The sequence below is a fragment of the Enterobacter sp. V89_11 genome (genome assembly GCF_029967775.1).
In the GTDB taxonomy this organism is placed as follows: domain Bacteria; phylum Pseudomonadota; class Gammaproteobacteria; order Enterobacterales; family Enterobacteriaceae; genus Enterobacter; species Enterobacter ludwigii.
In genome coordinates this window covers 50,154-77,097 of record NZ_JASCAN010000007.1, presented here as the reverse complement: position 1 = coordinate 77,097, position 26,944 = coordinate 50,154, and the positions used below count along the sequence as shown (strand labels likewise).

Here is a 26,944-nt window from a genome sequence, read left to right as displayed (position 1 = left end):
GAATGTGGTGTTCCTGTCCGTTTCTTGCCCAATCCTCTGAATCTTATCCGCGCGGAGCCTCACCAAAGACCTTGTAATCCGGTAATTGCACCTGCTGATACGGCTCCCAGCCGCCGCCCAGCGCTTTGTAGAGCGCCACCAGATCGAGAGCGCTCTGCACCTGCGCCTGCGCGCGTTGCTGCTGCGCCTGCGCCAGCTGCCGCTGGGCATCCAGCACGTCAATAAAGCTGGCGATCCCCTGCCGGTAGCTGTCGCTTGCCAAATCGAACGCGTTTTGCAACGCATCGATGGTTTTGGCAAGGCCGGCTTCACGCTGCTGATCGGTGCGGTAACTCACCAACGCATTCTCTACGTCCCCGAGCGCGGTGAGCACCGTCTGGCGGTAGTCGAGCACTGCCGCGCCCTGCTGCGCACGCGCCACCTTCACGCTCGAAACCAGTCTTCCGCCCTGGAAAATCGGTATCGAGACCTGCGGGCCGAAGCTGTAGAAGTGGCTGCTCCAGTCCGTCAGCCAGTTGGTTTCGCTGTTTCGCAGACCAAACTGCCCGGAGAGGGTAAAGCTCGGGAACAGCTGCGCCACGGAAACGCCAATTTGCGCCGTGGCGGCGTGGAGGTTGGCTTCCGCCTCGCGTACGTCAGGACGACGACGGGCCAGCGTGGAGGGGATACCCGTTTGTACGATATCCGGCAGGGCGGGCATCGGCTGCGCCGACTGCAGCTCCGCATCCAGCGCCCCCGGCGGCTTGCCGAGTAAAATCGCGAGGCCATTCATTGCCTGCCGTGCCTGGGCCTGATACTGAGGAAGCTGCGCTTCGAGGTTCCCCAACTGGGCACGCGCGTTTTCAACGTCCATCTGCGGTGACAGCCCGCCCCGCTGGCGGCTTTCGGTGAGTTCCAGGGTTTGTTGCGCGCTCTTAATCTGGGTGTTTAGCGTGGCAATGATGCTCTGCGCCCCCCGCAGCTGCAGCCATGCGCGCGCCACTTCCGCCTCCAGCGACACCAGCGCGTCGTTACGCTGCTCTATCGCCGCTTTCTGCTGCGCTTCGGCAGCCTCTACCTGTCGGCGCACCTTGCCCCACAGGTCGATTTCCCACTGCGCATCGAAGCTCCCCTGGTAAAGATTGATCGGCTGCGTCAGCGGTCCTAGCGCGCCCCTGAGTTCAGGATCCACGTTATCAAGCTGGTCGTACACGCCGTGGGATTTCAGCTCTCCCTCCAGCCCAAGCTGCTGGCGCGTGGCCTGCAGATTACCGTTTACGGAAGGGTAAAACGCCCCACCCGCCTGGTTAATCTGTTCGCGCGCCCCGGCAATACGCAACACCGTCTGCTGCAGGGATAAATTTCCCGCGATCGCGCGCTCTATCAGGCTGTCCAGCTGCGGTGAACCGAAGGTTTTCCACCAGCGTGGGTTGGTTGCCGTCGAGGCCGTTTTTGACTTCACGCCGCTGTCACCCGGATCGTTCCAGTGTGTCGGGGTCTGCGACGCCGGCGGCTGGTAATCCGGCCCCACGGCGCAGCTTGCCAGCAGCATGATCATCAGGGGGGTTAAACGTCTGTGTATCATCAATGTGCTCCTGCACTCCCCTCGCTCTTAACCGGCGAGAGCAACAAACAAAACGGAATCAGTAACATGGCTACCACGCTCAGAATGGTGAACACGTCGATATACGCCAGGAAGCGCGACTGCTCGATCATGGTCTGGTACATGCGCCCGGTGGCGATACCGGTAGGGTCCCCGACCTGAGTGGTGAAGTTCTGGATCGCCTGTGCGCTTTCGCGTATCGCCAGCTGGAACTGTTCATTAAACGGTGACGCGTGATAGGCCAGATGCGCGCTGTGCGCCTGGGAACGTTCGGTAATGGCCGCCGTAGAAAGCGAGATGCCAATTGAGCCCGCCACGTTGCGGAACATGGTAAACAGCGCCGCCGCATCGGCGTTCAGCCGCCTCGGTATCGAAATAAAAGCAATGGTGGTGAGAGGAACAAACAGGAACCCAAGCCCTATCGACTGGGCGCTGCGGAACAGCACCAGCGTTTCGAAATCGATATCTGGGGTCAGCGTACGTGACCAGAAGAACGACACCGCCAGGCAGGTAAAACCAAAAGCGATAATCCAGCGCGTCTGCACCACCGGCATCAGCTTCAGCACCAGCGGGATAGTCAATACGATTAACACGGCGCCCGGCGAAAGGACCAGCCCGGACCAGGTGGCGGTGTAGCCCAGATCCTGCTGTGCAAGCTGCGGAATCACCACCGAACTGCCGTACAGAATCATCGCCATGCCCGCCATCAGCAGGCTGGAGATGGCGAAGTTGCGATCTTTCATGCAGTGCAGATCTACCACCGGTTTTTTGGCATACACCAGCCAGTAAATCGCTCCAATAATGCCGATGAGCGTCAGCACGGCGAAGGTGCGAATAAAGTTCGAATAAAACCAGTCCTCATCTTCTCCCCGGTCAAGCATCACCTGCAGGCAGCCCAGCCCCAGCGCGATCAGGCCGATCCCCGTCCAGTCGATAGACAGCTTCTCTTTCGATTTGCTTTCCCATGGCGGGTCTTCCAGCAGCTGGTAGATCGCCAGCACCGTTACAATCCCCACCGGAATGTTGATGAAGAAAACCCAACGCCAGGAGTAGTTATCGGTGATCCAGCCGCCCAGCGTCGGGCCAAGTACCGGCGCAACGATGATGGCGATTGACGACAGGCCAAACGCTTTACCCCGGTCCTCGGGTTTAAAGTAGTCGAGCAGCACCGACTGCTGCGTGGGCTGCAGCCCGCCGCCGAAAAAGCCCTGCATTACGCGAAAAAGAATGATCTGCCACAGCTCGGTGGCGATCCCGCACAGGAACGAACAGACGGTGAACATCACGATGCAGATCAGGAAGAACTGCTTGCGGCCAAAAACCCGGCTCAGGAAAGCCGATATCGGCAGCACTATGCCGTTTGCCACCAGGTAGCTGGTCAATACCCAGGTGGATTCGTCGTAGCTGGACGAGAGCGACCCGGCCACATGCGGGAGCGCCACGTTAACGATAGTGGTGTCGAGGATCTCCATAAACACCGCCAGCGTGACCACAATCGCCACCGCCCACGGATTACTGGCGGGTCGCCAGTTGTCGTGGCTGTGATCCGTCATTCCACTGTCACCTTCGGTGCAACCGACAGCCCAAGCGGCAGCGGTTTGTTGGGATCCAGCCCTTTATCAATCACGATCTTCACCGGCACGCGCTGAACGATTTTGACAAAGTTACCGGTAGCGTTTTCCGACGGGAAGGCGGAGAAACGCGAGCCGCTGCCCTGTTGAATACTGTCGACATGGCCTTCGAGCGCCATATCCGGCCAGGCATCTACGGACACCTCGACCTTATCTCCCGGCTTCATGCGTTCGAGCTGCGACTCTTTAAAGTTCGCTACCACCCACACATTCGGAGAGACCAGTGAAAACAGCGCGGTACCCGCCTGCACCAGGGTGCCGGGCTGGACGTTGCGTTTAGTGACAAAACCGTCAAACGGGGCGCGGACTTCGGTGTAAGAGAGGTTCAGCGTCGCGGTTTCCAGCTGCGCTTTGGCCTGATCGACCTGGCGCTGACGCGCTTCCACATTGGTTTCCTGCTGGCGGATCTGCAGCTGTACCTTCTCCGCCACTTCAAGCTGCGCCTGCGCACTTGCCAGGCCCGCCTGGGCACTGCGCAGCTGGGCATTGGCGGTATCAATACTTTGCTGGGTGGTCGCTCGCGGGTCAACGCCTCGCTGGCGGCGATACTCCGCCTGCGCATTGGCCAGATCGGCCTGCGCTTTAATCACCTGCGCTTTGGCTTCATCACGCTGAGCGGGATACTGGACTTTTGACAGCGCCAGCTGCGCCTGAGCCTGATGCAGCTGGGCTATCGCCAGCCCAAGCTGGGCCTGCGCCTGATCGCGCTGGGCAGTGGTATCACGCGGATCGATAACCACCAGCAGGTCACCCTTTTTCACCCGCTGGTTATCGCGCACGCGCAACTCGGTGACATAGCCTGCCGTTTTCGGGGCAATCGTCACCACATCACCGTCGGTAAAGGCGTCGTCAGTGGTCTCTTCGTTACGGGTTAAAAACCACCAGACCAGCGCCACGATAACCATCACCACCACGACAATGCCAAGGATGATTAACGGTTTTTTGCCCGGGCGCTTACGCTGTTTAGTGTTGTTTTCCTGCTCGTCAGCAGGCAGGTTTTGATCTTCAGCCATAGGTCAGCAACAGTCCTGTCAGTGAGCGGCATCACACTATGCCGTTCACTAAAGCTAGGACGTTGCTATACGTTTGCCAGGAAAAACTGACAAATTGCGCACTATATGAGAAGGAAAATTCCGAAACCGATCGCCGCGGCCCAAATCAGCATCGGGATCGACCAGACATGGAAACGCCACCAGATACGACGATCGTTAGCCATACGCAGGGCAATCAGGTTAGCAAGCGAACCGGGCAGCAGCCCAAACCCGCCGATATTCACCGCCCACGCCAGCAGCGTGTCAGGGGGAACGTAGTTGAGGAGTAAAATGGTGGAAGGCACGTTGCTGATGAACTGTGACAGACCAATCGCCGTGAGCCACAATCCCGGCTGCGACAGGCCACTGACGCTGTGCAGAACGTGTTGCAGTACCGGAAGCTGGATAAGCAGATGCACATCAATAAACATCACCATAAAGACCAGCAATAACGTCCAGTCCACGCTGACCAGCACGCGCCGCGCCAGGAATAAAAAACCGGCGGCGACGAGCAGTACGCCCGCCAGTTCATACTTCAGTTCCAGCGCGAACAGGAAAACGATGTACAGCGCCAGACAACTCCACACCAGACGCGGCTGCCACTGCGGGCCCGTGGTACCGCTGTGGTACTGCAGTTTTTTGACCGGGAATGCGAACCAGCAGACCGCCAGCAGCGACACCATCATCACCAGCGCCAGCGGAGCCATCTGCCAGGTAAAAGCGGCAAACGACAGCCCGGAACGTCCCCACAGGAGAATATTTTGTGGGTTGCCGATAGGGGTCAGAAGCGAACCGGCGTTAACGGCCAGCGCCTCGAAAATGATCAGCCGGCTAACCGGGATCTCGCAGAGCTTACGCAACGTGAGCGTGAGTGGCACGATGATAAACAGCGCCACGTCGTTGGTCAGAAACGTCGACAGCACCGCAGCAGAGAACACCATAAACAGCGCCAGGCGGCGTTCAGTGGCAAAGCGGCGCACCATTTTACGTCCCAGGACGTCAAAATAGCCGCTCAACTCTACCCCTTTGGTGAGCATCATCAGGCCACTGAGGGTAATGATGGTGCGCCAGTCAATCACCGCAGGCCAGGTGTGTGGCGCAAACGGCACAAAGATGCTCAGTACAGCGCCAATGATGAATAAGAGATGGAAGAAACGATCGCGTGCCAGGGCCTGCAGTCCGGGGATGTTCATTCAGCGGAGGGACCATATTTAAGGGTAAATTCGCGAAACTTAACCAGCGTCTCTTCGCTGACGTGGTGTTCCATTCCTTCCGCGTCCCGGCGGGCAATTTCCGGGCTTACGCCCAGCACCAGTAAGAAGTTTTCGACGAGCTGGTGGCGCTCGCGACTCTCCTGGGCGAGTTTCTCCCCTTCCGGCGTCAGAAAGACGCCGCGCCAGGGGATCATTTCAATCAAGCCCACGGAGGCCAGACGTTTTAACATTTTTGCCACTGTCGGTTGGGAAACGCCCAGCCGTGCAGCCATATCCACCTGGCGCGCCTCCCCGACCTCGCGAATCAAATCGGAAATCAGTTCAACATAGTCATCAATCAACTCACGACGGTGCGCTTCACGTACCTGGCGAAAACCTTCGACATGTTCTTCAACATTCACCAGTTGCGTCGTTTTTCTGATTGTTGGCTTACCTGCGCGACGGTTCATTGTACTTCCTCAGTGGGGTGACGCTTCCAGCGCCCGGTATCGAGAGCGCACATTGTAAACCATCCCTCTACAAGCACAAAAAATTAACGAAATAGCCATAGCTATACAATATAGCCTGTGCTATATCTGTATGTAATGCAGTCACCCTTCACGGATCGAAGGGATCAAAAATCAGGAGGTCTCATGAACGAATTCAAGAGGTGTATGAACGTGTTTACCCACTCTCCCTTTAAAGTACGCCTGATGCTGTTGAACATGCTGTGCGATATGTTTAACAACAAACCCCCGCATCAGGACGACAAACCTTCCCACTAAGCGGCGTTGCGGTACGCCGCTTCATTTTTCCGTCACAAACTCTCTGTACACTGGCTTTCAGCCGCCCTATTCCCGATCTTTTTTACGGATTTGCAATCCCCTTCGCAAAACATCTGCTTAGCAACTGTTGCTATTATTTAGCGCTCGCACTATCTTCTTGCAGCCCTGCACAATTTGCGGCTCGCTGAAGCGGACCCTCATTCCCTCTCCACGCACTGTCAGGCAGGTTATGACCCTTGACGCCAGGGTGAGCACATGGCGTTTTTATCCATGATAGTGACCTATGAATTTAACCCTGATAGACACCGTTGTTACCCGTAGCCGGGCCTTAAGCCCGTGGACGGGATTTTACTTTTTGCAGTCATTACTGATTAACTTTGCGCTTGGCTATCCCTTTAGCCTGCTCTATGCCGTGGCCTTTACCTGCATATTGCATGTGCTGTGGCGAACGGCTCCGCGCGCGCAAAAAACGTTAGTCGGAATCTGTTCTCTGGTCGCTGCACTCTATTTCCCGTTTGGTCAGGCTTACGGCTCGCCGAACTTTAATACCCTGCTGGCGCTGCACTCGACCAATATGGAAGAGTCGACAGAGATCCTGACGATCTTCCCCTGGTACAGCTACGTGGTCGGCCTCTTTATCTTTGCCCTTGGCGTGATTGCGGTTCGCCGTAAAGCGGAAGAGAAAAAAACGTGGGGAAAAATTGAGCACCTGTGCCTGGCGTTCAGCGTGGTGGCATTCTTTGTCGCACCAGTACAAAACCTGGCCTGGGGTGGGGTGTTCAAGCTGAAGGATACCGGCTATCCGGTGTTCCGTTTTGTGAAAGACGTCGTCGTTAATAATAAAGAGGTGCTCGACGAACAGGCACGTATGGCTGAGCTTTCAAATATGAAAGACACCTGGAACGTGCTGGCCGTGAAGCCCAAATATCACACCTATGTGGTGGTGATTGGTGAAAGTGCACGTCGCGACGCCATGGGAGCCTTTGGCGGACACTGGGACAACACGCCGTTCGCCAGTTCGGTCAAAGGCACCCTGTTTACCGATTATGTTGCGGCCAGCGGCTCAACGCAGAAATCTCTCGGCCTGACGCTGAACCGGGTGGTCGATGACAAACCCCAGTTTCAGGATAACTTTGTTACCCTGGCGAACCGCGCAGGTTTCCAGACCTGGTGGTTCTCCAATCAGGGACAAATTGGCGAATACGATACGGCCATTGCCAGTATCGCCAGACGCGCCGACGAAGTGCAGTTCCTGAAGAACGGTGATTTTGAAGCGGACAAGAACACGAAAGATGAAGCGTTGCTGAAAATGACGGCGCAGGTCTTTGCCTCTCCGCGTACCCAGCCGCAGCTGATTGTTCTGCACCTGATGGGGTCTCACCCGCAGGCCTGCGATCGGACCGGCGGTAAATACGCAGAGTTTGTGCAGTCCAAGGAGACCTCATGCTATCTCTACACCATGACGCAAACCGACGACCTGCTCAGCAAGCTGTACGATCAGTTACGTAATACGGGTGACAGTTTCTCGATGGTCTACTTCTCGGATCACGGGCTGGCGTTTAAAGAGCGCGGTAAAGAGGTGCAGTATCTGGCGCACGACGATAAGTTCCAGCAGAACTTCCAGGTACCGTTTATGGTTGTGTCGAGTGATGATAAAACGCATCGCATTATTCAAGCGCGGCGTTCGGCCAATGATTTCCTGACCTTCTTCTCGCAGTGGACGGGGATTTCGGCACAGCAGATAAAAAATGCATACCCGTTTGTCTCTAACAAGAAGGCTCCCCCAGTTTACGTTACCAACTTCAAGTTACAGAAAGTTGACTATAACCATCTGGGAACCGATATCTTCGATATTAAGAGTAAATAATCCGGGCAATCTGCTACCCTCTCCTGCAAGGCGAGGGATTAACGTAAAAAAAAATCCGCCACATTGGGCGGATTTTTTACTGGCTCACCGAAGTGATTAGAAGCGGTAACCTACGCCCGCGATCCAGGTGCCAACGTCAACGTTGCGGATACGGCTCTGCTCATAAGAGAAGTCCAGAGCGACGTCCTGGATTGGGTTGAACTGCAGACCCGCGCCATAGGAGAAGCCGTAGTCGCTGTTGCTTGCAGTGCGATTCAGACCCTGGTTTTCGGTCTGCTGGAATTTACCGTAGCCAACACCTACAACACCGTAGATGCTTGCCCAGTCGTTCAGACGGTAAGCTGGACCAGCGGTGATGCCGTAGTACTGGCCTTTGTTGTATGCGCCGTTTTCAGAACGATCTTTCTCGGTGTAGGTGAAAGAACCGATCACGCCCAGTGGGTTGTTATCCTGCTCGTAACGATACTTCAGGTTGAAACCGTTAGCTTTGTTCATCACGCCCTGCATATCGCTCTGAGCGTAACCACCGGTTACAGTAGAAGTAGCAGCTACAGCGGTACCTGCGGAAACAGCCAGTACAGCGGCCAGTGCTGAAAGACATGCAATTTTTTTCATAACCACCTCAAATGTGCTTCAAGTAAGTCCGTAAGTTTTAAATATATCAAAAAAATTTGCGAAACTCTTTGTGATTCGTGATGTCTAACTGAACCTTTCCTGTAACAGAACGTTTCCAGCGTCAGCTATCTCATTCAAATCACATACAATTTTCGCTATAAAACGCTCATACTGCGCGTCTGCGCAGTTACATTCATCCAGATTATTCCTAATCTGACAGGCGATAAATCCACCAGCGCTTAACCATTTTACGGAATTTACACGTTTTTTTTTCAACGGTCTCTCAACCGTTGCAGTTTATTTCCTTTACACTGCAACCTTTACTTCATTTGACATAAGTTGACAGGAGAAAGGATGCCTGGGTTATCCCGCTCGTCGTCGGTCTGGTTGCCGGTTGTCGTCATACTCATCGCCATGTTGTCCATTCAAAGCGGTGCCTCGCTGGCCAAATCTCTCTTTCCGCTGGTCGGTGCGCCTGGGGTCACGGCCCTGCGTATTGCCCTCGGAACCGCGATCCTGGTGGTGATTTTCAAACCCTGGCGTTTACGCTTTAAAAAAGAACAACGCTTACCGCTGCTTTTTTACGGGCTGTCCCTGGGAGCGATGAACTACATGTTCTATCTCTCCATCCAGACAATTCCGTTGGGGATTGCCGTGGCACTGGAGTTTACTGGCCCGCTGGCGGTAGCGCTTTTCTCGTCCCGTCGTCCCGTTGACTTTATCTGGGTAATTTTAGCCGTTCTTGGCCTGTGGTTCCTGCTGCCGCTGGGTCAGAGCGTCTCAGAGATCGATCTCACAGGCGCGGCGCTGGCTCTGGGGGCGGGTGCCTGCTGGGCTATCTATATATTGACCGGACAGCGCGCCGGGGAAGAGCATGGCCCGGCGACGGTGGCAATCGGTTCATTAATTGCCGCTATCATCTTTGTGCCGGTGGGTATGGCTCAGGCCACCGAGTCCATCTGGCAATGGTCAGTCATGCCCATCGGGCTGGCGGTCGCCATTCTTTCCACAGCACTCCCCTACTCTTTAGAGATGATAGCCCTGACGCGCCTGCCGACGCGCATTTTCGGCACGCTGATGAGCATGGAGCCCGCGCTCGCCGCCCTGTCAGGGATGGTCTTCCTCGGGGAAACCCTGACCTTCACCCAGACGCTGGCCCTGTGTTCGATTATCGCCGCCTCAATGGGCTCAACGCTAACGATGCGCCCGGAACCTAAAGTTGAGAAAATTGACCTCAATTAGCGCCCTATATTCTGCGTGGCTTTATAGCCATGCAGAATAAAGGCCAGTTTCCCGTTTAAAATATTTTTTACATACTTTGCACTCTTCGTGAAATATTTCCCCCGCTGTTGATAACGTTTTCCTGAATTAGGATTGATCTGCATCAATTTTAAATAATCCCTTTAATTTCATACCATTGTAAACACAACGTCCTTCTCACTATTAAACTGATAGGCAGAGCCTCCCCGCAGGGAAAAAATCCGGTGCTATACTTAATCCCGCAATTACCTGGGACACAAACATCAAGAGGATATGAGATTATGAGTACCGCTAAACTGGTGAAAACGAAAGCGTCTAATCTGCTTTATACCCGTAACGATGTATCGGATAGCGACAAAAAAGCGACCATTGAGTTGCTGAATCGCCAGGTGATCCAGTTCATCGATCTTTCGCTGATCACCAAACAGGCCCACTGGAATATGCGCGGTGCAAACTTTATTGCCGTTCATGAAATGCTGGATGGCTTCCGCACAGCACTGGTTACCCACCTCGATACCATGGCCGAACGTGCCGTACAGTTAGGCGGTGTGGCACTGGGTACCACGCAGGTGATTAACAGCAAGACGCCACTGAAAAGTTATCCGCTGGATATCCATACCGTTCAGGATCACCTGAAAGAGCTGGCAGACCGCTATGCGATAGTGGCTAATGATGTGCGTAAAGCTATCGGTGAAGCGAAAGACGAAGATACAGCCGATATCTTCACCGCCGCTTCCCGCGACCTGGACCAGTTCCTGTGGTTCATTGAGTCCAACATCGAATAATTCATAAGAATTTCCTATACAACCCTCGCCCTCCGGTGAGGGTTTTGCACATCTATGGTGCACGTTTTTGGCCTGAGACGCTGCAAAAGTGAAAAAATTGTAATAATCACCTCACACAACCGTTAACGGAAGATTGTTTTTTCGTCAGAATTTACGCTAAATAACGCTTCGTCTGTTGAGCCAAATGACGCGCACCAAAACGGTGCTCCACTTTGGTGCAATAAAAGTTCATTGCCCCGTTTTCTGTGCAATGCATGACATCATCCCCTTTGTAAAACAACAGCTTGTAAAGTTGGCACGATTTTTTCATTGTGCCACTCGTTCTCGCAGGGGATCGCCCCGTGGATATAAAAGGAAATGCTATGAAGTCTGTATTAAAAGTTTCACTGGCTGCACTTACCCTGGCTTTTGCGGTCTCTTCCCAGGCTGCCGACAAACTGGTTGTGGCGACCGACACGGCGTTCGTTCCGTTTGAATTCAAACAGGGTGATAAGTACGTTGGCTTTGATGTTGATCTGTGGGCTGCTATCGCAAAAGAACTCAAACTGGATTACACCCTGAAGCCAATGGACTTCAGCGGCATCATCCCGGCACTGCAAACGAAAAACGTTGATCTGGCCCTGGCCGGTATCACCATTACTGAAGAACGTAAAAAAGCGATCGACTTCTCTGACGGCTACTACAAAAGCGGCCTGCTGGTGATGGTGAAAGCCGATAATAACGATGTAAAAAGCGTGAAAGACCTCGACGGTAAAGTCGTCGCGGTGAAAGGCGGTACCGGTTCTGTTGATTACGCGAAAGCAAACATCAAAACCAAAGATCTGCGTCAGTTCCCGAACATCGATAACGCCTACATGGAGCTGGGTACCAACCGTGCTGACGCGGTGCTGCACGATACCCCTAACATCCTGTACTTCATCAAAACGGCGGGCAACGGCAAGTTCAAAGCCGTCGGTGATTCTCTGGAAGCCCAGCAGTACGGTATTGCGTTCCCGAAAGGCAGCGACGACCTGCGTACGAAAGTTAACGGCGCGCTGAAAACCCTGAAAGAGAACGGCACCTACAACGAAATCTATAAAAAATGGTTCGGTACCGAGCCTAAATAATAATTCTTAAAAATGACGTTCACTCGGGGGCGACCTTTCGCCCCTGCTATTTTAGAAACACGGTAACAGTAACAGGAAACTATCATGCAGTTTGACTGGAGCGCCATCTGGCCTGCCATTCCTATCTTGCTTGAAGGCGCTAAAATGACCCTGTGGATTTCGGTCCTCGGTCTGGTTGGTGGGTTGATTATCGGTCTTGTCGCCGGTTTCGCCCGCACCTACGGCGGCTGGATTGCAAACCACATCGCACTGGTTTTCATCGAAGTGATCCGCGGCACCCCAATTGTCGTTCAGGTCATGTTCATCTACTTCGCCCTGCCAATGGCTTTCACCGACCTGCGCATTGACCCGTTCAGCGCCGCTGTCGTGACCATTATGATCAACTCAGGTGCCTATATCGCGGAAATTACCCGTGGTGCGGTCCTGTCGATTCATAAAGGTTTCAGTGAAGCGGGTCTGGCGTTAGGCCTTTCTCGTCGCGAAACGATCCGCCACGTCATTCTGCCGTTGGCCCTGCGCCGCATGCTGCCACCGCTGGGGAACCAGTGGATCATCAGTATTAAGGATACGTCGCTGTTCATCGTTATCGGCGTTGCTGAGCTGACCCGTCAGGGCCAGGAGATCATTGCGGGCAACTTCCGTGCGCTGGAAATCTGGAGTGCGGTAGCCGTTGTCTACCTGATCATCACTCTGGTTCTGAGTTTCGTTCTGCGTCGTCTTGAAAGAAGGATGAAAATCCTGTGATTGAATTTAAAAACGTTTCCAAGCACTTTGGCCCAACCCAGGTGCTGCACAATATCGATCTGAACATCAAACAGGGTGAAGTGGTGGTCATTATCGGGCCATCCGGTTCCGGTAAATCGACCCTGCTGCGCTGCATCAACAAGCTGGAAGAGATCACCAGCGGCGATCTGATTGTCGATGGCCTGAAGGTGAATGACCCGAAAGTCGACGACCGTCTGATTCGCCAGGAAGCCGGCATGGTGTTCCAGCAGTTCTACCTGTTCCCGCACCTGACGGCGCTGGAAAACGTAATGTTTGGTCCACTGCGCGTACGTGGCGCCAGCAAAGCGGCGGCGGAAACGCTGGCAAAAGATCTGCTGGCTAAAGTCGGCCTCGCGGAACGTGCTCATCACTACCCTTCTGAGTTGTCCGGTGGACAGCAGCAGCGTGTGGCTATCGCCCGCGCACTGGCGGTAAAACCGAAGATGATGCTGTTTGATGAGCCAACCTCGGCGCTTGACCCGGAACTGCGTCACGAAGTGCTGAAAGTCATGCAGGATCTGGCTGAAGAAGGGATGACAATGGTCATCGTGACCCACGAAATCGGCTTTGCTGAGAAAGTGGCTTCCCGCCTGATCTTTATTGATAAGGGCCGTATCGCTGAAGACGGTAACCCACAAGCGCTGATCGCTAATCCACCGAGCCAGCGCCTGCAGGAGTTCCTGCAGCACGTCTCCTGATAGCGCTTCAGTTACGCCATTCTGAGCCGGGCATGCCCGGCTTTTTTACGCCAGATTGTTCCCAAAAATCCTCCCGCGCGCCTCGCCCTCTATACTTATCTTTTTGTTCATTATTTTCACCGGAGGATGCCGTGCCGTGGATCTTGCTGTTGCTTAGCCTGTTTTGTGCGCCATCGTTCGCCGTTTCCATCCCCGGCGTCACCACCGGCACGACCGCCACACAGCAAACGACACCGCCCCCAGAGCCGGATGTTGAACAGAAAAAAGCCGCCTACAGTGCCCTTGCTGATGTGCTTGAAAACGATACCTCCCGGCAGGAGTTAATCGGACAGTTGCGAAAAGTCGCCGCCACGCCGCCGCAGGAACCGGTGCCGACAATTACCCCTCCGCAAGTGGAAGAACAAAAAACGGTGCTGGAAAATGTTACCGACGTGAGCCGTCACTATGGAAGCGAGCTCTCCTCGCGCTTTGCCCAGCTCTATCGCAACCTGATTGGTTCGCCCCATAAACCGTTTAATCCCCATACGTTTACGACAGCCGCCACGCAGTTTTTGATGCTGGCGGGCGCTGTATTTCTGTTTTACTGGCTGGTACGCCTGTGCGCATGGTCGCTCTACCGTAAGATGGGGCAATGGGGGCGCAAGAAGAACCAGCAGAAAAGCAGCTGGTTACACCTGCCGCTGATGATAGCGTCGGCGTTTATCATCGATTTACTGCTGCTGGCGCTGACGCTGTTTATGGGCCAGGTCCTGGCCGACAGGCTTAACGCCGGCAATAAAACCATCGCTTTCCAGCAGGCGCTCTTCCTTAACGCCTTTGCGCTGATTGAGTTCTTTAAGGCGCTGCTGCGTTTGATATTTTGCCCGCACGTACCGGATCTTCGTCCCTTCTCGATTCGGGATGAGAGCGCCAGATACTGGGCGCTGCGCCTCAGCGTGCTCAGTGGATTGATTGGTTACGGTCTGCTGGTTGCCGTGCCGATCATCTCCAATCAGGTCAACGTGCAGTTTGGCGCCCTGGCGAATGTGCTGATTATGATCTGCATTACCGTCTGGGCGTTGTACCTTATCTTCCATAACAAAAAGACCATTACCCAAAGCTTGCTGCATCTGGCCGATCGTTCCCTGTCGTTTTTCAGTCTCTTTATCCGCGCCTTCGCGCTAGTGTGGCACTGGCTGGCGAGCGCCTACTTTATCGTGTTGTGCTTCTTCTCACTGTTCGACCCGGGCAACAGCCTGAAATTTATGATGGGGGCGACGTTCAAGAGCCTGGCCATCATTGGCATTGCGGCATTTGTCTCTGGCCTGCTGTCGCGCTGGCTATCGAAAACCTTCACCCTCTCGCCACAGGTGCAGCGCAGTTATCCGGAACTGCAAAAAAGGGTCAATGGCTGGATCTCGGTATCACTGAAAGTGGCGCGCATTCTCACCGTCTGCGTGGCGATTATGCTGTTGCTTAACGCATGGGGATTGTTTGACTTCTGGAACTGGCTGCACAACGGCGCGGGTGAAAAGACCGTCGATATTTTAATTCGCATCGCGCTGATCCTCTTCTTCTCTGCGGTTGGCTGGACGTTGCTGGCGAGCCTTATCGAGAACCGTCTGGTCTCCGACATTCACGGCCGCCCCCTGCCCAGCGCCCGTGCCCGCACCCTGCTGACGCTGTTTCGCAATGCGCTGGCGGTTATTATCAGCACCATTACCATCATGATTGTGCTCTCGGAAATCGGCGTGAACATCGCGCCACTGCTGGCAGGTGCCGGCGCGCTGGGGTTGGCTATCTCCTTTGGTTCGCAAACCCTGGTGAAGGATATAATCACTGGCGTCTTTATCCAGTTTGAGAACGGGATGAACACCGGGGATCTGGTCACGATTGGGCCGTTAACCGGCACGGTAGAGCGCATGTCCATTCGCTCCGTCGGCGTGCGCCAGGACACCGGGGCGTACCACATAATTCCATGGTCATCGATAACCACCTTCGCTAACTTTGTCCGAGGCATTGGCTCGGTAGTGGCCAACTACGACGTTGACCGTCATGAAGATGCAGATAAAGCGAAACAGGCGCTACGGGACGCCGTGGAAGAGATGATGGCGATGGAGGATATTCGCGGGCTGGTGATTGGAGAGCCGTCGTTTGCCGGTATTGTCGGCCTGACGAACACGGCATTTACCCTGCGCGTGTCGTTCACCACGCAGCCACTGAAGCAGTGGACGGTGCGCTTTGCGCTCGACAGTATGGTGAAAAAACACTTTGACCTGGCCGCGGTGCGGATGCCGGTGCAGACCTATCAGGTATTACCCTCACCGGCGTCCCCCACACCGCCACAGGAGCCCACCTTATAGCGTGGGGACCGGGTAACGGCGTCGCCTTACCCGGCCTGCCTGTGGGTTATTTACTGCGCTTGTTAGCGTCCATAAATGACCAGGCGATAAAGCGGCTCTGCTTCTGGCCTTGCGCCATCTCTTTTTTCACCACGTTAACGGCGCCCACGTCGGTCAGTGCACGGTAGAGGGGGGGCAGGTTATCCCCACGGGATACCAGCGTCGTGAACCATTTAACCTGACGGCCAAATACTTTACTTTCCTCAATCATTCGCAGGATGAATGCCACTTCTCCCCCCTCGCACCACAGTTCCTGTTGCTGCCCCCCAAAGTTCAGCGCGGCATCTTCCGCCTGACCGAGATTGCGGCGTTTGCGCTCACTGCCCGCACGGGCGGTGGCCGCGGAGTCATGGAACGGTGGGTTACACAGGGTGGCATCGTAGCTTTCGTTCTTGTGGATAATCCCGTTGAAGATCGATGCGGCATCTTTCTGCCGACGCAAGCGGACAGACCGGCTTAACCCAGGGTTGGCGTTGATAATCGCCTGTGCGCTGGAAAACGCCTCATTACCGATTTCACTGCCGGTAAAGCGCCAGTGATATTCATGAACGCCAATCAACGGATAAATCAGGTTCGCCCCGGTACCGATATCAAGCACGGATGCTTGCTCAGGGATGACACCGTTGCGATCGTCTGCGAGAAGATCGGCAAGATGGTGGAGATAATCGGCCCGCCCCGGCACGGGTGGGCAGAGAAAGCCTTCCGGAATATCCCAGTGCGCCACACCGTAATAGTGTGCCAGCAGGGCTTTATTGAGCATTTTAACCGCCTGCGGATCGGCAAAGTTGACCGAAGGTTCACCGGCAGGTGTCTGCACAATGTAGTCCTGCAGCGAAGGACAGCTCTGACACAACGCATTCATGTCATAGCGGTTACGATGGCGATTTCGTGGGTGCAATCCCGGCTTTTGGGAAGTCATGGCTTTCTCCTTTAAACAGCGGCGTAAGATACCCTTTGCAGGCTCAACGGTAAATATTTCTCTGCGACGCTCAAAAACCCGTCATAAATCAAACACCTTTATGTCTATGATCTGTCAGTAAAACGTCAGTTTTTATCGTTCAAAAAATAAGCAGATCATCATCAAATTTTTGCGCTAAATCACACTCGCCAGGCTTCTAAACTTAAAGGGAATCACCTGTTGTTTCCTCATGAGGATGTGATTATGAAAAAATACCTGACCCTTGTTGTTCTCGCGGGTGCACTGGCTACCGCGTCATTCTCTGCCATGGCGGTACAGTCATTGACCGACAATACAGACACCAGCCAGCTTAAGCCTGCGGGCACCGTCTCGGTAAGCCGCGCAAGTAACCTTGACGATCTCCAGAATAAACTCGCCGAAAAAGCCCGCCAGGAAGGGGCTAAAGGTTTCGTGGTTAACGCCGCGGGCGGGGATAACCATATGTATGGCACGGCGACCATTTATAAATAACGTCTCTTTCTATAAACAAACTGCATCTGCCTGACAGATGCAGTTCCTCTCTGCCTTGACTGCACGTTTTTTCACCCCATAGTAAAAACAGGGTTTAACAGATTCCAGGAGTAAACCATGGCTTCCGGTTGGGCGAATGATGACGCCGTTAACGAACAAATCAACAGTACAATTGAAGATGCGGTTGCACGCGCTCGCGGTGAAATTCCGCGCGGTGAAAGTCTCTATGAATGTGAAGAGTGCGGAGAAGTGATCCCGGAAGCGCGGCGCAAAGCCATACCGGGCGTACGGTTATGTATCGCCTGCCAGCAGGAGAAAGATTCGAAAAATAGCGCTCACTCAGGATATAATCGCAGGGGATCGAAAGACAGCCAGCTACGTTGACTTTCCTTTACCGAAGTTAACGGCGCAAGCGGTTACCTTTACGCTCACGGTTTTTTGCGAACCGCGTAGCAAAATGTGCCCTTCTCGTCGCGTCTGTAAAGCGCAGCTACAAGAAGTGTAAAGTCGTCCTCTGAATTTATTAATATTCAATAAGTTATTTGTCATTCAATTTTTTTGAGCAACCACGTCAATTCTCTTCGATTTTCTCTCGCATAAAAAAACGTGATACTTATCACATCGACGGAACATCGTCCCCTTAACAGAATCACCTGCGAGAGATTAATTATGAAAACCATCAAATATGCTGTTGCTGCTGTTGCCCTGTCCGCTCTGTCTTTCGGCGCTTTTGCTGCAGAACCTGTTTCTCCATCTCAGGCGCAGAGCATGAACAAACTCGGTGTGGTAAGTGCTGAAGGCGCGACCACTCTGGACGGTCTGGAAGCGAAACTGGCTGAGAAAGCTGCTGCTGCCGGTGCAAGCGGATACACCATCACCTCCGCGAACACCAATAACAAACTGAGCGGTACTGCGGTTATCTATAAGTAATTGACTGAATGCTCCACCCTCGCCATACCCTCTGGTGAGCTGCTCCAACCCTCATTGACCCTGTTGTTGTTACCCTTGCTTGCCCGTCCGCCACTGGACGGGCTTTTTTTTGGGCTTAAAACGTCTCCCCGACGCGTTCCATCCCTGCCTCTACGGATTCAACTTCACCGGTCGCCAGCAGGCAACAGGCCATCTGCAGCTTGATCGCGTGCGGTACCGGAACCTTTCCGGCCAGGCACTGCTCAATCCAGTGGGCGGTGGTATACGGATCTTTTGCGTCAGGCAGGATCGCGTCGGAACGCTCTTCCCCTCGCTCGAGAATGGCGCGCGTGCCAGCGGAATCAATCAGCATCATCTGTGGGCAGCGCTGCGGGTTAGCATACACCTCGCCTTCCGTGCCGTGCATCAACAAGGCCCTGCCGCCTATGTCTTCAAAGAATTTCCCCACGCGCGTCACGTACTCCGGGTGAGAGACGCTGGAAAGACGCAGCGCTGCGTCTTCGCCAAACGGCGTAGCCAGTTTCGCCAGCGTATGCGCGCTGTTACGCACGCCCATGCGCCAGCGCATATCCAGCTGCTTCTCCAGCGGGGGGCAAAGGGCTCCGACAGGGATATAAACCGGCTGATGGCCATCAAGCTTCGCCTGTGCCTGGCCGGCATGCCGTGTGGGTTCGATACCCAGCATGCCGAAAATCGTTTCGGTCAGCACGCGGGTTGGATCTTCGCTTACGCCATGCACCACCACCGGGAAGCCCAGCTTGTGCAATAAAATAGCGAGCAGCGGCGTCAGGTTGGCCTGCTTGCGTGCCCCGTTGTAGCTCGGGATCACAATCGGCATCGGTTTTGCCACTGGCGCGTTTAAGCGCAGGGTCTGCGCCTGCATTGCTTCGTAGAAGCCACGCATCTCCGCTTCGCCTTCTCCTTTGATACGCAGCGCTATCAGGATACCGCCCATTTCAAGGTCGGGTACGTCACCGTTGAGCATATGCGTATAGAGCGCACGAGCGGTTTCATGGTCCAGATCGCGGGCATGATTTTTCCCTCGTCCTACCTCTTTGATAATTTTGCGATAATCCACGACATCTCTCCTGACAGCTTCATCTTGTTAACAATATAGCCCTGAAGAACGTCTGGCCGTTAGTGTTTTTGAACCGGATCATCCTGCTGTTTTTATGACGAAAAAAGAAACTCAAGCACTATTTCAATTATTTGTGATTGCCGTTGAAGATTCTTACCCCACCCGTTTCTGATTAAATAACCAACGGAAAATCATTTAAGGTCAACGGTGAAAACGTCCAGGCAACGTTCTCACCAGAAACATACCAGGATTTGTTATGAACAAGGTTGCTATAGGTTTATTTATCGCCGCAACGGCAGGATGTTCTGCATCCGCATTTGCGGCAACAAACGGTGAAGGTCAGATTAACTTCACCGGTGAAATTATTGATTCTGCTTGTCAGGTAGTGAACGGGTTAAGTAATCCATTAAATGTTCAGTTAGGCAAAGTGTCTAAAACGGTATTTACCGGGGCTGGATCTACCAGCACATTAACCAAGTTTGATATTCAATTAAAGAATTGCCCGGAGACCGTGACTTCCGCCGCCATTAACTTCGGCGGCACGCCGGATCCGGATAACAACACTACGCTGGCATTAACGCCGGATGTAGATGCTGCAACAGGTGTCGCTATTCAGCTGGTGGACGCGTCTGAGCAACCGGTGAGTCTGTATACGCCCTCTCAGCAATATCCGTTAGCCTCCGGTACGGCGGTCAATAACCTGGAGTTTGGAGCCCGTTATATTCAGACCCAGGCTGCAATCACCGCAGGCCTGGCAAACGCCGTGTCGACCTTCACCGTTATTTATAACTGATATTATCCATCCTGAGATATTAGCTCTGTTCTGAGAGTTAATATCTCTTCTTTTATTGAGATACCTTTATGCGCCACGGTTATTTACTGAGTGCTCTTTTACTGGTAGCCGCCACTTCCCATGCCGGTGTCGTTATTAATGGCACACGCCTGGTCTATCAGGGCGATAAAAAGGAGTCGTCTCTGGGTCTTTCAAACCCAGATGCCACGGATTATCTGGTACAGTCCTGGGTTGATTCTGGCGGTAAAAACCCGGCTAAAGCCCCCTTCCTGATCACCCCACCGCTGTTTCGTCTCGATGCGAAAGAGGATAACGTCCTGCGTGTCGTGCGCACCGGCGGGAATTTGCCCGAGGATCGTGAATCTCTCTACTGGCTTAATATCAAAGCTATTCCCTCGTCAAAGCACGTCGAAGGGGTAAATACCCTGCAGATTGCCATTAATACACGCATTAAATTGTTGTATCGCCCGTCAGCAATAACAGGCAAACCCGAGGCTGTGGCGGACAAGCTTCAGTGGCATCGTGAAGGTCACGACCTGGTTGTGAATAACCCGACGCCTTTCTATATGAATTTCCAGACGGTGATGCTTAACGGCCATAAAGTGGATAAAGCCACCTGGGCAGTCCCCAAAACGGAAACGCACTTTGCCTTACCCGATAATGCCAGCGGGTCGACCGTCACTTACTCCATTATTACTGATTACGGCAGCATCAGTCAGACCTGGTCGGCATCCGTTCATTAACACCCACTCAGGCTATTAATATCATCATGTACAGCCATAAAAAGCCGTTCATCCATCGCCTTTCTTCAATGCTGGTCATTTTATGTGGCCTGGCACTGGCGATCTTTGCGCAGCAGGTTATGGCTGATGATTATTTCAACCCGGCATTACTGGATATTGATAATCCTCAACAGGGGAAAACCGACCTGTCTGTTTATGAAAAAGGACCGGGACAAGCCCCCGGGAAATATCAGGTCAATATTTTCATCAACAATAATAAAATTGATACCCGTGATGTCACGTTCAAATTAATAAAAGACGCTCAGGGCAATCATTCTCTTCAACCCTGCTTTAGCCTGGATGAGCTAAAAAACCTTGGGATCAAAACCCGGCAGTATCCCGCGCTGATGGCTAAAGGCCAGTGCGCCGATATAAACGCCATTCCCGCGGCATCCGCAACGTTTCAGGTTCGTCATCAGCAACTGTTGCTCAGTATTCCACAAACGGCACTGGGCCAGGTCCCACGCGGGTATATCGACCCGAAAACGTTCGACGAAGGGATCACCGCAGGTCTGCTGAACTACAGCGCCACCGCCAGCCAGAGCCATGCCCGTGTACAGGGAGAGCAGGATAACAGCAGCCAGTACGTTAACCTGCGCCCGGGCCTCAATGTGGGCGCCTGGCGCATACGCAATTATTCCACGTGGAATCGCAGCACAACGGGCAACGACGAAGAGCACAGGTTCTCCTCCGTCTACACCTATGCTCAACGCGATATCGTGGCGATGAAAAGCGATATGACCGTCGGGCAAAGCACCTCCCCGTCGGACGTTTTCGACAGCGTGCCCTATACCGGGGTTGAGCTGAAATCCGATACCGACATGCTCCCGGACAGTGAAAAAGGCTATGCGCCGATTATTCGCGGCACTGCCCACAGCAATGCGCTGGTGATGGTTCGTCAGAACGGTTACGTCATTTATCAGAACACGGTTGCACCCGGTGCGTTTGAAATTAACGATCTCTACCCCACCGGCAGCAGCGGCGATCTGCAGGTCACCGTGAAAGAGACCGACGGCAGCGAAAGTCACTTTGTCGTGCCCTACGCCTCGGTCCCGGTACTGCAGCGTGAAAAGAATCTCCGCTACAGCGTGACCGCCGGGCGTTACCGGTCTTACGACAAGGACGTCGAACAAACTCCGTTTGCCGAGAGCAGCGCCATCTACGGCATGCCATTGGGTTTCACCGCCTACGGTGGTGCGCAGCAGAGTCGCCATTATCAGTCCCGGGCGCTGGGCGTCGGGAAAAACCTGGGCGATTTGGGTGCCTTCTCCCTTGATGTCACCCGCGCCAAAGCGCTGCTGAAAAAGCAGCAGGCCAGCAAAGGCCGATCCTGGCGCGTTCGCTACAGCAAAGATTTTGTCGCCTCGGGCACTCACTTCTCCCTGGCGGGCTATCGCTACAACAGCAAAGGGTTTTACACCCTGGAAGACACGATGGAGTCTTACACCCGTTCAGATGACGGGTCTGCGCCGCAGCAGCGACGTGCCCGAACGGAAGCCACCGTCGACCAGACGCTGCCCGCGGGCTGGGGCTCTGTCACCCTGAGCCTGGTCAAAGAGACCTACTGGAGCCAGAGCCAGGATATGACCTCCATGAGCGTCAGCTACAACAACAGCTGGCACGGCGTCAGCTATAGCCTGAGCTACAGCATGAACAAAAACACCCAGGACAGCGATGCGAACGGTGACGATGTGATGAACGACAACCAGTTCTCATTAAACGTCTCCGTTCCACTGGATCGCTGGATGCATAACACCTGGGCCACCTACAACCTCAACAACACCAAAGACAGTACGACGCAGAACATCGGCCTTAACGGTACCGCGCTGAAGGGAGACAACCTCAACTGGAATATTCAGGAGGGGCTGAGCAGCACCGGTAGCGGAAACTCCACCAGCATGAACGCCGATTATAAAGCGACCTATGGCGAAGTGAGCGGCGGGGTAAGCCAGGATAAATATCAGCAAACCGTAAACGTCGGGCTGCAGGGTGGCGCGATCGTGCACGCCAACGGGATAACCCTGAGCCAGCCGCTCGGAGAGACCATTGCGCTGGTGAAAGCACCGGGAACACACGGTACGCATATCGCCAATCAGACGGGCGTTGAGACCGACTTCCGCGGCTATACCGTCGTGCCGTTTGTTACCCCTTATCGCCACAATACCATTGCGCTGGATACCGAAACCCTGCCCGACGAGGCCGACGTGACGCACGCAGCGTACGTTGTGACCCCGACACGCGGGGCCGTGGTGCGCGCCAGCTTTAATACCCGCGTGGGCAGCCGCGTCCTGATGACGCTGACGCACAACGGTAAACCGCTGCCCTTCGGTGCGACGGTAACAACGGAGGATAAGGACAGCGAATTTATTGTCGGCAATGACGGCCAGACCTATCTCTCCGGCCTGCCAAAGCAAGGGCATCTCGCCGTCACCTGGGGACAGGATGCGAGCGAGCACTGCGAGGCCGACTACGTCCTTACGGATGAGACAGAGAAAACCAACATCCTTAACGCTGCTGCGCAGTGCCACTGATTCACCGTTCAGGCAAACCATTATGCAAATGATTAAACAGTGCTTTTTCTTCCTGGTTCTGGGAACCGCCGCGTTATTTATGCCACATGCTAACGCGCTCTGTACCTCATCCGATCTGCCAAAACAGATTAATGTGGCCTCCGTATCCGTCTCGAGCACGTTGCCGGTAGGTGCCACCATTCCGGGTACCGAGCAGACCGTTCACGTGGCGGGCAACTGCTATAACCCTTCTGACTTCGGGCTTCCGATTGTTGCGTGCTATTACGGCGCAGGTCTGGAGATCACCGGCCTTTCTGGGGTGTATGAATCAGGGCTGGAAGGAATTGGCGTAGCGCTGATGAATGACAAAGGCCAGCGAATTACCGGTGCCGGGGGAATTTACTGTAATTCAAGCGGTACGCCGCTGGGCTATGTCTCCAACGACATTTCTGAGTCCTTTAACTTTAATGTCACGCTGGAACTGGTGAAAACGAGCAATACGGTCAAATCAGGTTCGCTTTCTCAGGCGGAGTCTAAATTTGGTGTCGGGGTTTATCAGCATGAAGGCATCAGCGATCCTAATACGATTTCCTATGCGGGCAATGTGAACCTCGAAACGGTTACCTGCTCTGTCCTGCCCAAAAATCTCACCGTGAACCTGGGCGATTTTCCCGTCAGTGATTTTATCAGTATCGGGTTGCTATCCAGCCCTGCACAAAACTTTGACGTCACGATTAATTGCGACAGCACCGTCCAGCCTGAGCTAAAGGTGACCAGCGCAAACGGCTACGAAACGGCATTCGAAGGGGTGATCAAATTGACTCAGCAGAACGGAATGGCAACCGGCGTGGGCGTGAGAATGCTCTTTGATGACCATCTCGCCACCTTTGACACCTATGTCAGCACCCGAAGCCAGGCCATCGCCAACGAAACCCTGCGAATACCGTTCGAGGTTCGCTACGAACAGGTCAGCAACGTGGTGACACCGGGGCCGGCCAATACCGTGGCGACGATCACTCTGGCTTATAAGTGACCAACATGAAAAAGACACTTGCGATCCTGATTCTCGGCTTGATTGCCCGGGCACAGGCGGACGATATTCAGATCCAGATGACAGGCAATATTTACGCCAACACCTGCATTATTGACAGCGCCAGCCGCAACCTGACGGTGGATTTAGGCCAGGCGGTATCAGGGGATTTTAAAAATGTGGGCGATACCGGCGCGTGGAAAGACTTTACGCTCTCGGTCTCACATTGTCCTCCCACACTTGCGCTGGCGACCGCCTTTTTCTATGGTCAGGCCGACAGTACGCACCCGACAAAATTCGCCAATATCGGCAGTGCGAAAGGGTTGGCTCTGGAACTGGCAGACCGCCAGGACAATATACTCATTGCCCCGCAGGCAGCCTTTAACGTTCCGGTTAACTCAGCGGACCACACGGCAACGTTTCCTCTGGCTGCCCGCTATTATGCCAGCGCATTGCCCGTCACCGCCGGAACGTTTAACAGTGTGGTCCAGGTGACTTTTACTTACCAGTAGGCCCGCGCCCCTTCGTACGGACGCTTTTACGCCGTCCGGCGGCAGGTTTTGCCGGACGTTTTTTAACGTCGGGCACGTCCGGCTGTTCAATCGGGAAAACAGGCAGAGCGTTGAGTAACCGCTGGCCGTAATTTTTGGTGAGCAGACGTTTGTCATAAATCACCACCTCTCCCCAGCAGCTGTGGCTACGGATCAGACGCCCCACCTGCTGAATCAGATTAAACGACGCCGCGGGTAAGCTTTGGACCTCGAACGGATAGCGATTGAGGCTTTTGAGCCATTCACCTTCGGTGATGACGACCGGGCTGTCGATGGGCGGGAAGGCGATTTTATGGATATGCACCTGCGTCAGGTAATCCCCCTTCAGATCCAGCCCCTCCGCGAATGACTGCAGCCCGATCAGCACGCTACGTTCCCCGTTATCAATGCGTTTGCGGTGCAGCTCTACCAGCCGGTAGCGGGGCTGATCGCCCTGCACCAGCAACAGCAATCGCAGGTCGGTAACGTGCTCCAGAAAACGCTGCATCGCCCTTCCGCTGGCAAACAGGACCAGCATGCCGGGATATTTTTCACTCTCCAGCTGCTCGCGGAAATACGCTGCCATTTCGGCAATGTGCTGTTCTTCGTTGTCGATAAGCGGCTCATACTTCATGCGCGGAATGACCAGCTTGCCCTGTTCACAGTGGTTAAACGGCGAATCCAGCGCCACAAAACGATCGCCAGCTTTCTCTTTCAGCCCGCTCATCTCCTGTAAACGGGAGAAACTGTTCAGGGAACGCAACGTCGCGGAAGTCACTACCACGTGCGGCACGCTGCGCCAGATAAGCTTTTCCAGCTGATCGGCAACACGAATCCCCACGCAGTGGAAAAACAGGTGCGCCTGTCCGTCTTTCACGTCACGGGTTGCCCATTTGGTGACCGGCGCACCGGACGCCTGCGCCATCGAGGCCAGACGCCAGAGCTTGCTCTGGGCTTCGAACATGCCCAACGCACGGTTCATCTGCAGCAGAATGCGGTGCAAACGCACCACGTCGTGGGTACCGGTTTTCTCACTGAGATCGTTTAAGAACATCTCCGCCAGCCCGCGCAGCTTTTCAAGGTGCTTCGCCAGCTGCTGGCAGATCTCCATCACTTCGTCGGGCAGCTCTCCCATCGCAAAGCGGTACTCTGCTTCCTGGGTCGCCGGGAGATAAAGATTGAGGATGTTATTCAGGGAAGCAATAAGGCTGTAGACCGCTTCGCAATGTTCGCTCAGCCGCTCGGGCACCGCCAGCGGCGGCGTGGTTTTCGGGCGGAACTGCTCCATACAGGTCGCCACCAGCTTGCAGAACAGATCCAGCTGCAGGCGGAACCACGGCGCGGTGATTTCGGCGCTCATCTCCAGCGCATCCCGCGCCACATCCGGCAAATGGTGGCCTTCATCGAGCACCAGCAGCAGGTTTTTGGGCTCCGGCAGGACGGCCTCACTCTCCAGCGCGGCCATGACCAGCGCGTGGTTAGCGACAACCACCTCCGCTTCCTGAATCTCCCGCCGTGCGACAAAGAACGGGCACTCGCGGTAGTAGTGGCAATTGCGGTTAAGGCAACTGGCTTTATCGGTGCTGAGCCTGCGCCACAAATCATCGCTGATGGCATGGCTGGTGTGATCGCGAAGGCCGTCCCACTTGTAGCTGTCGAGCTCGGTTTTTAGCTTCGCGCACTGCTCCTGTTCCGCTTTGTTGTTCGGCGTCAGTTCATCATCCAGGAAGGCCAGCAGATCCTGCTGAGAGGGCTCACTGCTGGCGAGAGCCGCGAGATTGCGCGGACACACATAACGCCCACGGCCAAAGGCGGCTGTAAATCGCAGTTCAGGGATGATTTTGCGCAGCAGCGGCAGGTCTTTGCTGAAGATTTGATCCTGCAGGGCCACGTTAGCGGTGCTGACCACCAGCGTTTTTTGCTCTTCCCGCGCAATGGCAATGCCCGGGATTAAATACGAAAGGGTTTTCCCGACACCCGTCGGGGCTTCAATCGCCAGATGTCGTCCGTCGTCCCCGGAGAGCGTTTTTGCCACATCAGCAATCATCTGCCGCTGAGGCGCTCGGGGGATAAAATCGGGGATCTGCTGTTGTAGCGCCTTATACCAGGCGCCAATTTGCGCTTTGAGCGCCGCGGTTAAAGCCATCGGAGGACCTGAAATAC

Annotated in this window: 25 protein-coding genes; 16 read left to right on the top strand and 9 right to left on the bottom strand. The window is 54.4% G+C overall.

Annotated elements, in window-relative coordinates; translation table 11 throughout:
- Window positions 1-43 precede the first annotated feature (43 nt).
- The 5 genes from QLG09_RS07435 to mntR form a co-directional block, all read right to left on the bottom strand.
- Window positions 44-1,564, bottom strand: coding sequence for an efflux transporter outer membrane subunit (locus QLG09_RS07435; RefSeq protein ID WP_221709519.1), 1,521 nt, complete (start codon window positions 1,562-1,564; stop codon window positions 44-46).
- The gene (locus QLG09_RS07430) at window positions 1,564-3,135 is read right to left on the bottom strand and encodes a DHA2 family efflux MFS transporter permease subunit (protein ID WP_014169264.1); all 1,572 of its coding nucleotides are present in this window, start codon (window positions 3,133-3,135) and stop codon (window positions 1,564-1,566) included. The genes QLG09_RS07435 and QLG09_RS07430 overlap by 1 nt, the downstream gene beginning before the upstream one ends.
- Entirely contained in the window at window positions 3,132-4,226 is a 1,095-nt protein-coding gene (locus QLG09_RS07425; RefSeq protein WP_282488795.1) for an HlyD family secretion protein, read from the bottom strand. The genes QLG09_RS07430 and QLG09_RS07425 overlap by 4 nt, the downstream gene beginning before the upstream one ends.
- Before the next feature lie 101 nt (window positions 4,227-4,327).
- Complete coding sequence (locus QLG09_RS07420; protein WP_040016987.1) at window positions 4,328-5,437, bottom strand: anion transporter; 1,110 nt, start codon at window positions 5,435-5,437, stop codon at window positions 4,328-4,330.
- Complete coding sequence (mntR, locus tag QLG09_RS07415) at window positions 5,434-5,907, bottom strand: manganese-binding transcriptional regulator MntR (protein ID WP_014169260.1); 474 nt, start codon at window positions 5,905-5,907, stop codon at window positions 5,434-5,436. The genes QLG09_RS07420 and mntR overlap by 4 nt, the downstream gene beginning before the upstream one ends.
- A 183-nt stretch (window positions 5,908-6,090) precedes the next feature.
- On the opposite strand from mntR, the gene mntS reads away from it, so the two are divergent.
- Complete coding sequence (gene mntS / locus QLG09_RS07410) at window positions 6,091-6,222, top strand: manganase accumulation protein MntS (protein ID WP_020884908.1); 132 nt, start codon at window positions 6,091-6,093, stop codon at window positions 6,220-6,222.
- A gap of 283 nt (window positions 6,223-6,505) precedes the next feature.
- Complete coding sequence (locus QLG09_RS07405) at window positions 6,506-8,089, top strand: phosphoethanolamine transferase (protein ID WP_134178956.1); 1,584 nt, start codon at window positions 6,506-6,508, stop codon at window positions 8,087-8,089.
- A gap of 96 nt (window positions 8,090-8,185) precedes the next feature.
- Here the strand turns inward: QLG09_RS07405 and ompX are convergent, their stop codons facing one another.
- Window positions 8,186-8,704 (bottom strand): outer membrane protein OmpX, encoded by a 519-nt coding sequence (gene ompX, locus QLG09_RS07400; RefSeq protein WP_020884910.1) that lies wholly within the window; start codon window positions 8,702-8,704, stop codon window positions 8,186-8,188.
- A gap of 354 nt (window positions 8,705-9,058) precedes the next feature.
- Here ompX and rhtA point away from each other — a divergent pair, with 354 nt between their 5' ends.
- The 6 genes from rhtA to ybiO all read left to right on the top strand — a co-directional run bounded on the left by rhtA (window position 9,059) and on the right by ybiO (window position 15,660).
- Window positions 9,059-9,946: a threonine/homoserine exporter RhtA gene (gene rhtA, locus QLG09_RS07395; protein WP_086463042.1), complete on the top strand. Its 888-nt coding sequence runs from the start codon at window positions 9,059-9,061 to the stop codon at window positions 9,944-9,946.
- A gap of 299 nt (window positions 9,947-10,245) precedes the next feature.
- Window positions 10,246-10,749, top strand: coding sequence for a DNA starvation/stationary phase protection protein Dps (dps, locus tag QLG09_RS07390; protein WP_010428924.1), 504 nt, complete (start codon window positions 10,246-10,248; stop codon window positions 10,747-10,749).
- 362 nt (window positions 10,750-11,111) lie between these two features.
- On the top strand, window positions 11,112-11,855 hold the full coding sequence (gene glnH / locus QLG09_RS07385; protein WP_014883108.1) for a glutamine ABC transporter substrate-binding protein GlnH: 744 nt from the start codon (window positions 11,112-11,114) through the stop codon (window positions 11,853-11,855).
- Window positions 11,856-11,939: 84 nt separating this feature from the next.
- The gene (gene glnP / locus QLG09_RS07380; protein WP_014169254.1) at window positions 11,940-12,599 is read left to right on the top strand and encodes a glutamine ABC transporter permease GlnP; all 660 of its coding nucleotides are present in this window, start codon (window positions 11,940-11,942) and stop codon (window positions 12,597-12,599) included.
- A complete protein-coding gene (gene glnQ, locus QLG09_RS07375; protein WP_014169252.1) occupies window positions 12,596-13,318 on the top strand; it encodes a glutamine ABC transporter ATP-binding protein GlnQ in 723 nt (240 codons plus the stop codon). The genes glnP and glnQ overlap by 4 nt, the downstream gene beginning before the upstream one ends.
- A 131-nt stretch (window positions 13,319-13,449) precedes the next feature.
- Window positions 13,450-15,660, top strand: coding sequence for a mechanosensitive channel protein (gene ybiO, locus QLG09_RS07370; RefSeq protein WP_282488794.1), 2,211 nt, complete (start codon window positions 13,450-13,452; stop codon window positions 15,658-15,660).
- A gap of 46 nt (window positions 15,661-15,706) precedes the next feature.
- Here the strand turns inward: ybiO and rlmF are convergent, their stop codons facing one another.
- Entirely contained in the window at window positions 15,707-16,618 is a 912-nt protein-coding gene (rlmF, locus tag QLG09_RS07365) for a 23S rRNA (adenine(1618)-N(6))-methyltransferase RlmF (protein WP_020884914.1), read from the bottom strand.
- A 243-nt stretch (window positions 16,619-16,861) separates the two neighbouring features.
- Between rlmF and mcbA the strand changes: the two genes are divergently transcribed.
- The 3 genes from mcbA to ybiJ all read left to right on the top strand — a co-directional run bounded on the left by mcbA (window position 16,862) and on the right by ybiJ (window position 18,058).
- Window positions 16,862-17,128, top strand: a complete 267-nt coding sequence (mcbA, locus tag QLG09_RS07360) for a DUF1471 family periplasmic protein McbA (RefSeq protein WP_032677729.1) — start codon at window positions 16,862-16,864, stop codon at window positions 17,126-17,128.
- 117 nt (window positions 17,129-17,245) lie between these two features.
- The gene (locus QLG09_RS07355) at window positions 17,246-17,512 is read left to right on the top strand and encodes a DksA/TraR family C4-type zinc finger protein (protein ID WP_014169247.1); all 267 of its coding nucleotides are present in this window, start codon (window positions 17,246-17,248) and stop codon (window positions 17,510-17,512) included.
- 285 nt (window positions 17,513-17,797) lie between these two features.
- On the top strand, window positions 17,798-18,058 hold the full coding sequence (gene ybiJ, locus QLG09_RS07350; RefSeq protein ID WP_020884917.1) for a DUF1471 family protein YbiJ: 261 nt from the start codon (window positions 17,798-17,800) through the stop codon (window positions 18,056-18,058).
- 115 nt (window positions 18,059-18,173) lie between these two features.
- Here ybiJ and ybiB read toward each other — a convergent pair whose 3' ends face one another.
- Window positions 18,174-19,136 (bottom strand): DNA-binding protein YbiB, encoded by a 963-nt coding sequence (gene ybiB, locus QLG09_RS07345; RefSeq protein WP_049022734.1) that lies wholly within the window; start codon window positions 19,134-19,136, stop codon window positions 18,174-18,176.
- Window positions 19,137-19,392: 256 nt separating this feature from the next.
- On the opposite strand from ybiB, the gene QLG09_RS07340 reads away from it, so the two are divergent.
- The 5 genes from QLG09_RS07340 to QLG09_RS07320 all read left to right on the top strand — a co-directional run bounded on the left by QLG09_RS07340 (window position 19,393) and on the right by QLG09_RS07320 (window position 24,763).
- Entirely contained in the window at window positions 19,393-19,929 is a 537-nt protein-coding gene (locus tag QLG09_RS07340; RefSeq protein ID WP_014169244.1) for a fimbrial protein, read from the top strand.
- Window positions 19,930-19,997: 68 nt separating this feature from the next.
- Window positions 19,998-20,672: a molecular chaperone gene (locus tag QLG09_RS07335; RefSeq protein ID WP_032677726.1), complete on the top strand. Its 675-nt coding sequence runs from the start codon at window positions 19,998-20,000 to the stop codon at window positions 20,670-20,672.
- A gap of 26 nt (window positions 20,673-20,698) precedes the next feature.
- Window positions 20,699-23,242 carry a fimbria/pilus outer membrane usher protein gene (locus QLG09_RS07330; RefSeq protein ID WP_282488793.1) on the top strand — a complete coding sequence of 848 codons (2,544 nt, stop codon included), beginning with the start codon at window positions 20,699-20,701 and terminating at the stop codon, window positions 23,240-23,242.
- 22 nt (window positions 23,243-23,264) lie between these two features.
- Window positions 23,265-24,254 (top strand): fimbrial protein, encoded by a 990-nt coding sequence (locus tag QLG09_RS07325; RefSeq protein WP_049022733.1) that lies wholly within the window; start codon window positions 23,265-23,267, stop codon window positions 24,252-24,254.
- A 5-nt stretch (window positions 24,255-24,259) separates the two neighbouring features.
- Window positions 24,260-24,763, top strand: a complete 504-nt coding sequence (locus QLG09_RS07320) for a fimbrial protein (protein WP_025204629.1) — start codon at window positions 24,260-24,262, stop codon at window positions 24,761-24,763.
- Here the strand turns inward: QLG09_RS07320 and dinG are convergent.
- Window positions 24,750-26,927, bottom strand: a complete 2,178-nt coding sequence (gene dinG / locus QLG09_RS07315) for an ATP-dependent DNA helicase DinG (protein WP_049022732.1) — start codon at window positions 26,925-26,927, stop codon at window positions 24,750-24,752. The genes QLG09_RS07320 and dinG overlap by 14 nt on opposite strands.
- Window positions 26,928-26,944: the final 17 nt, after the last annotated feature.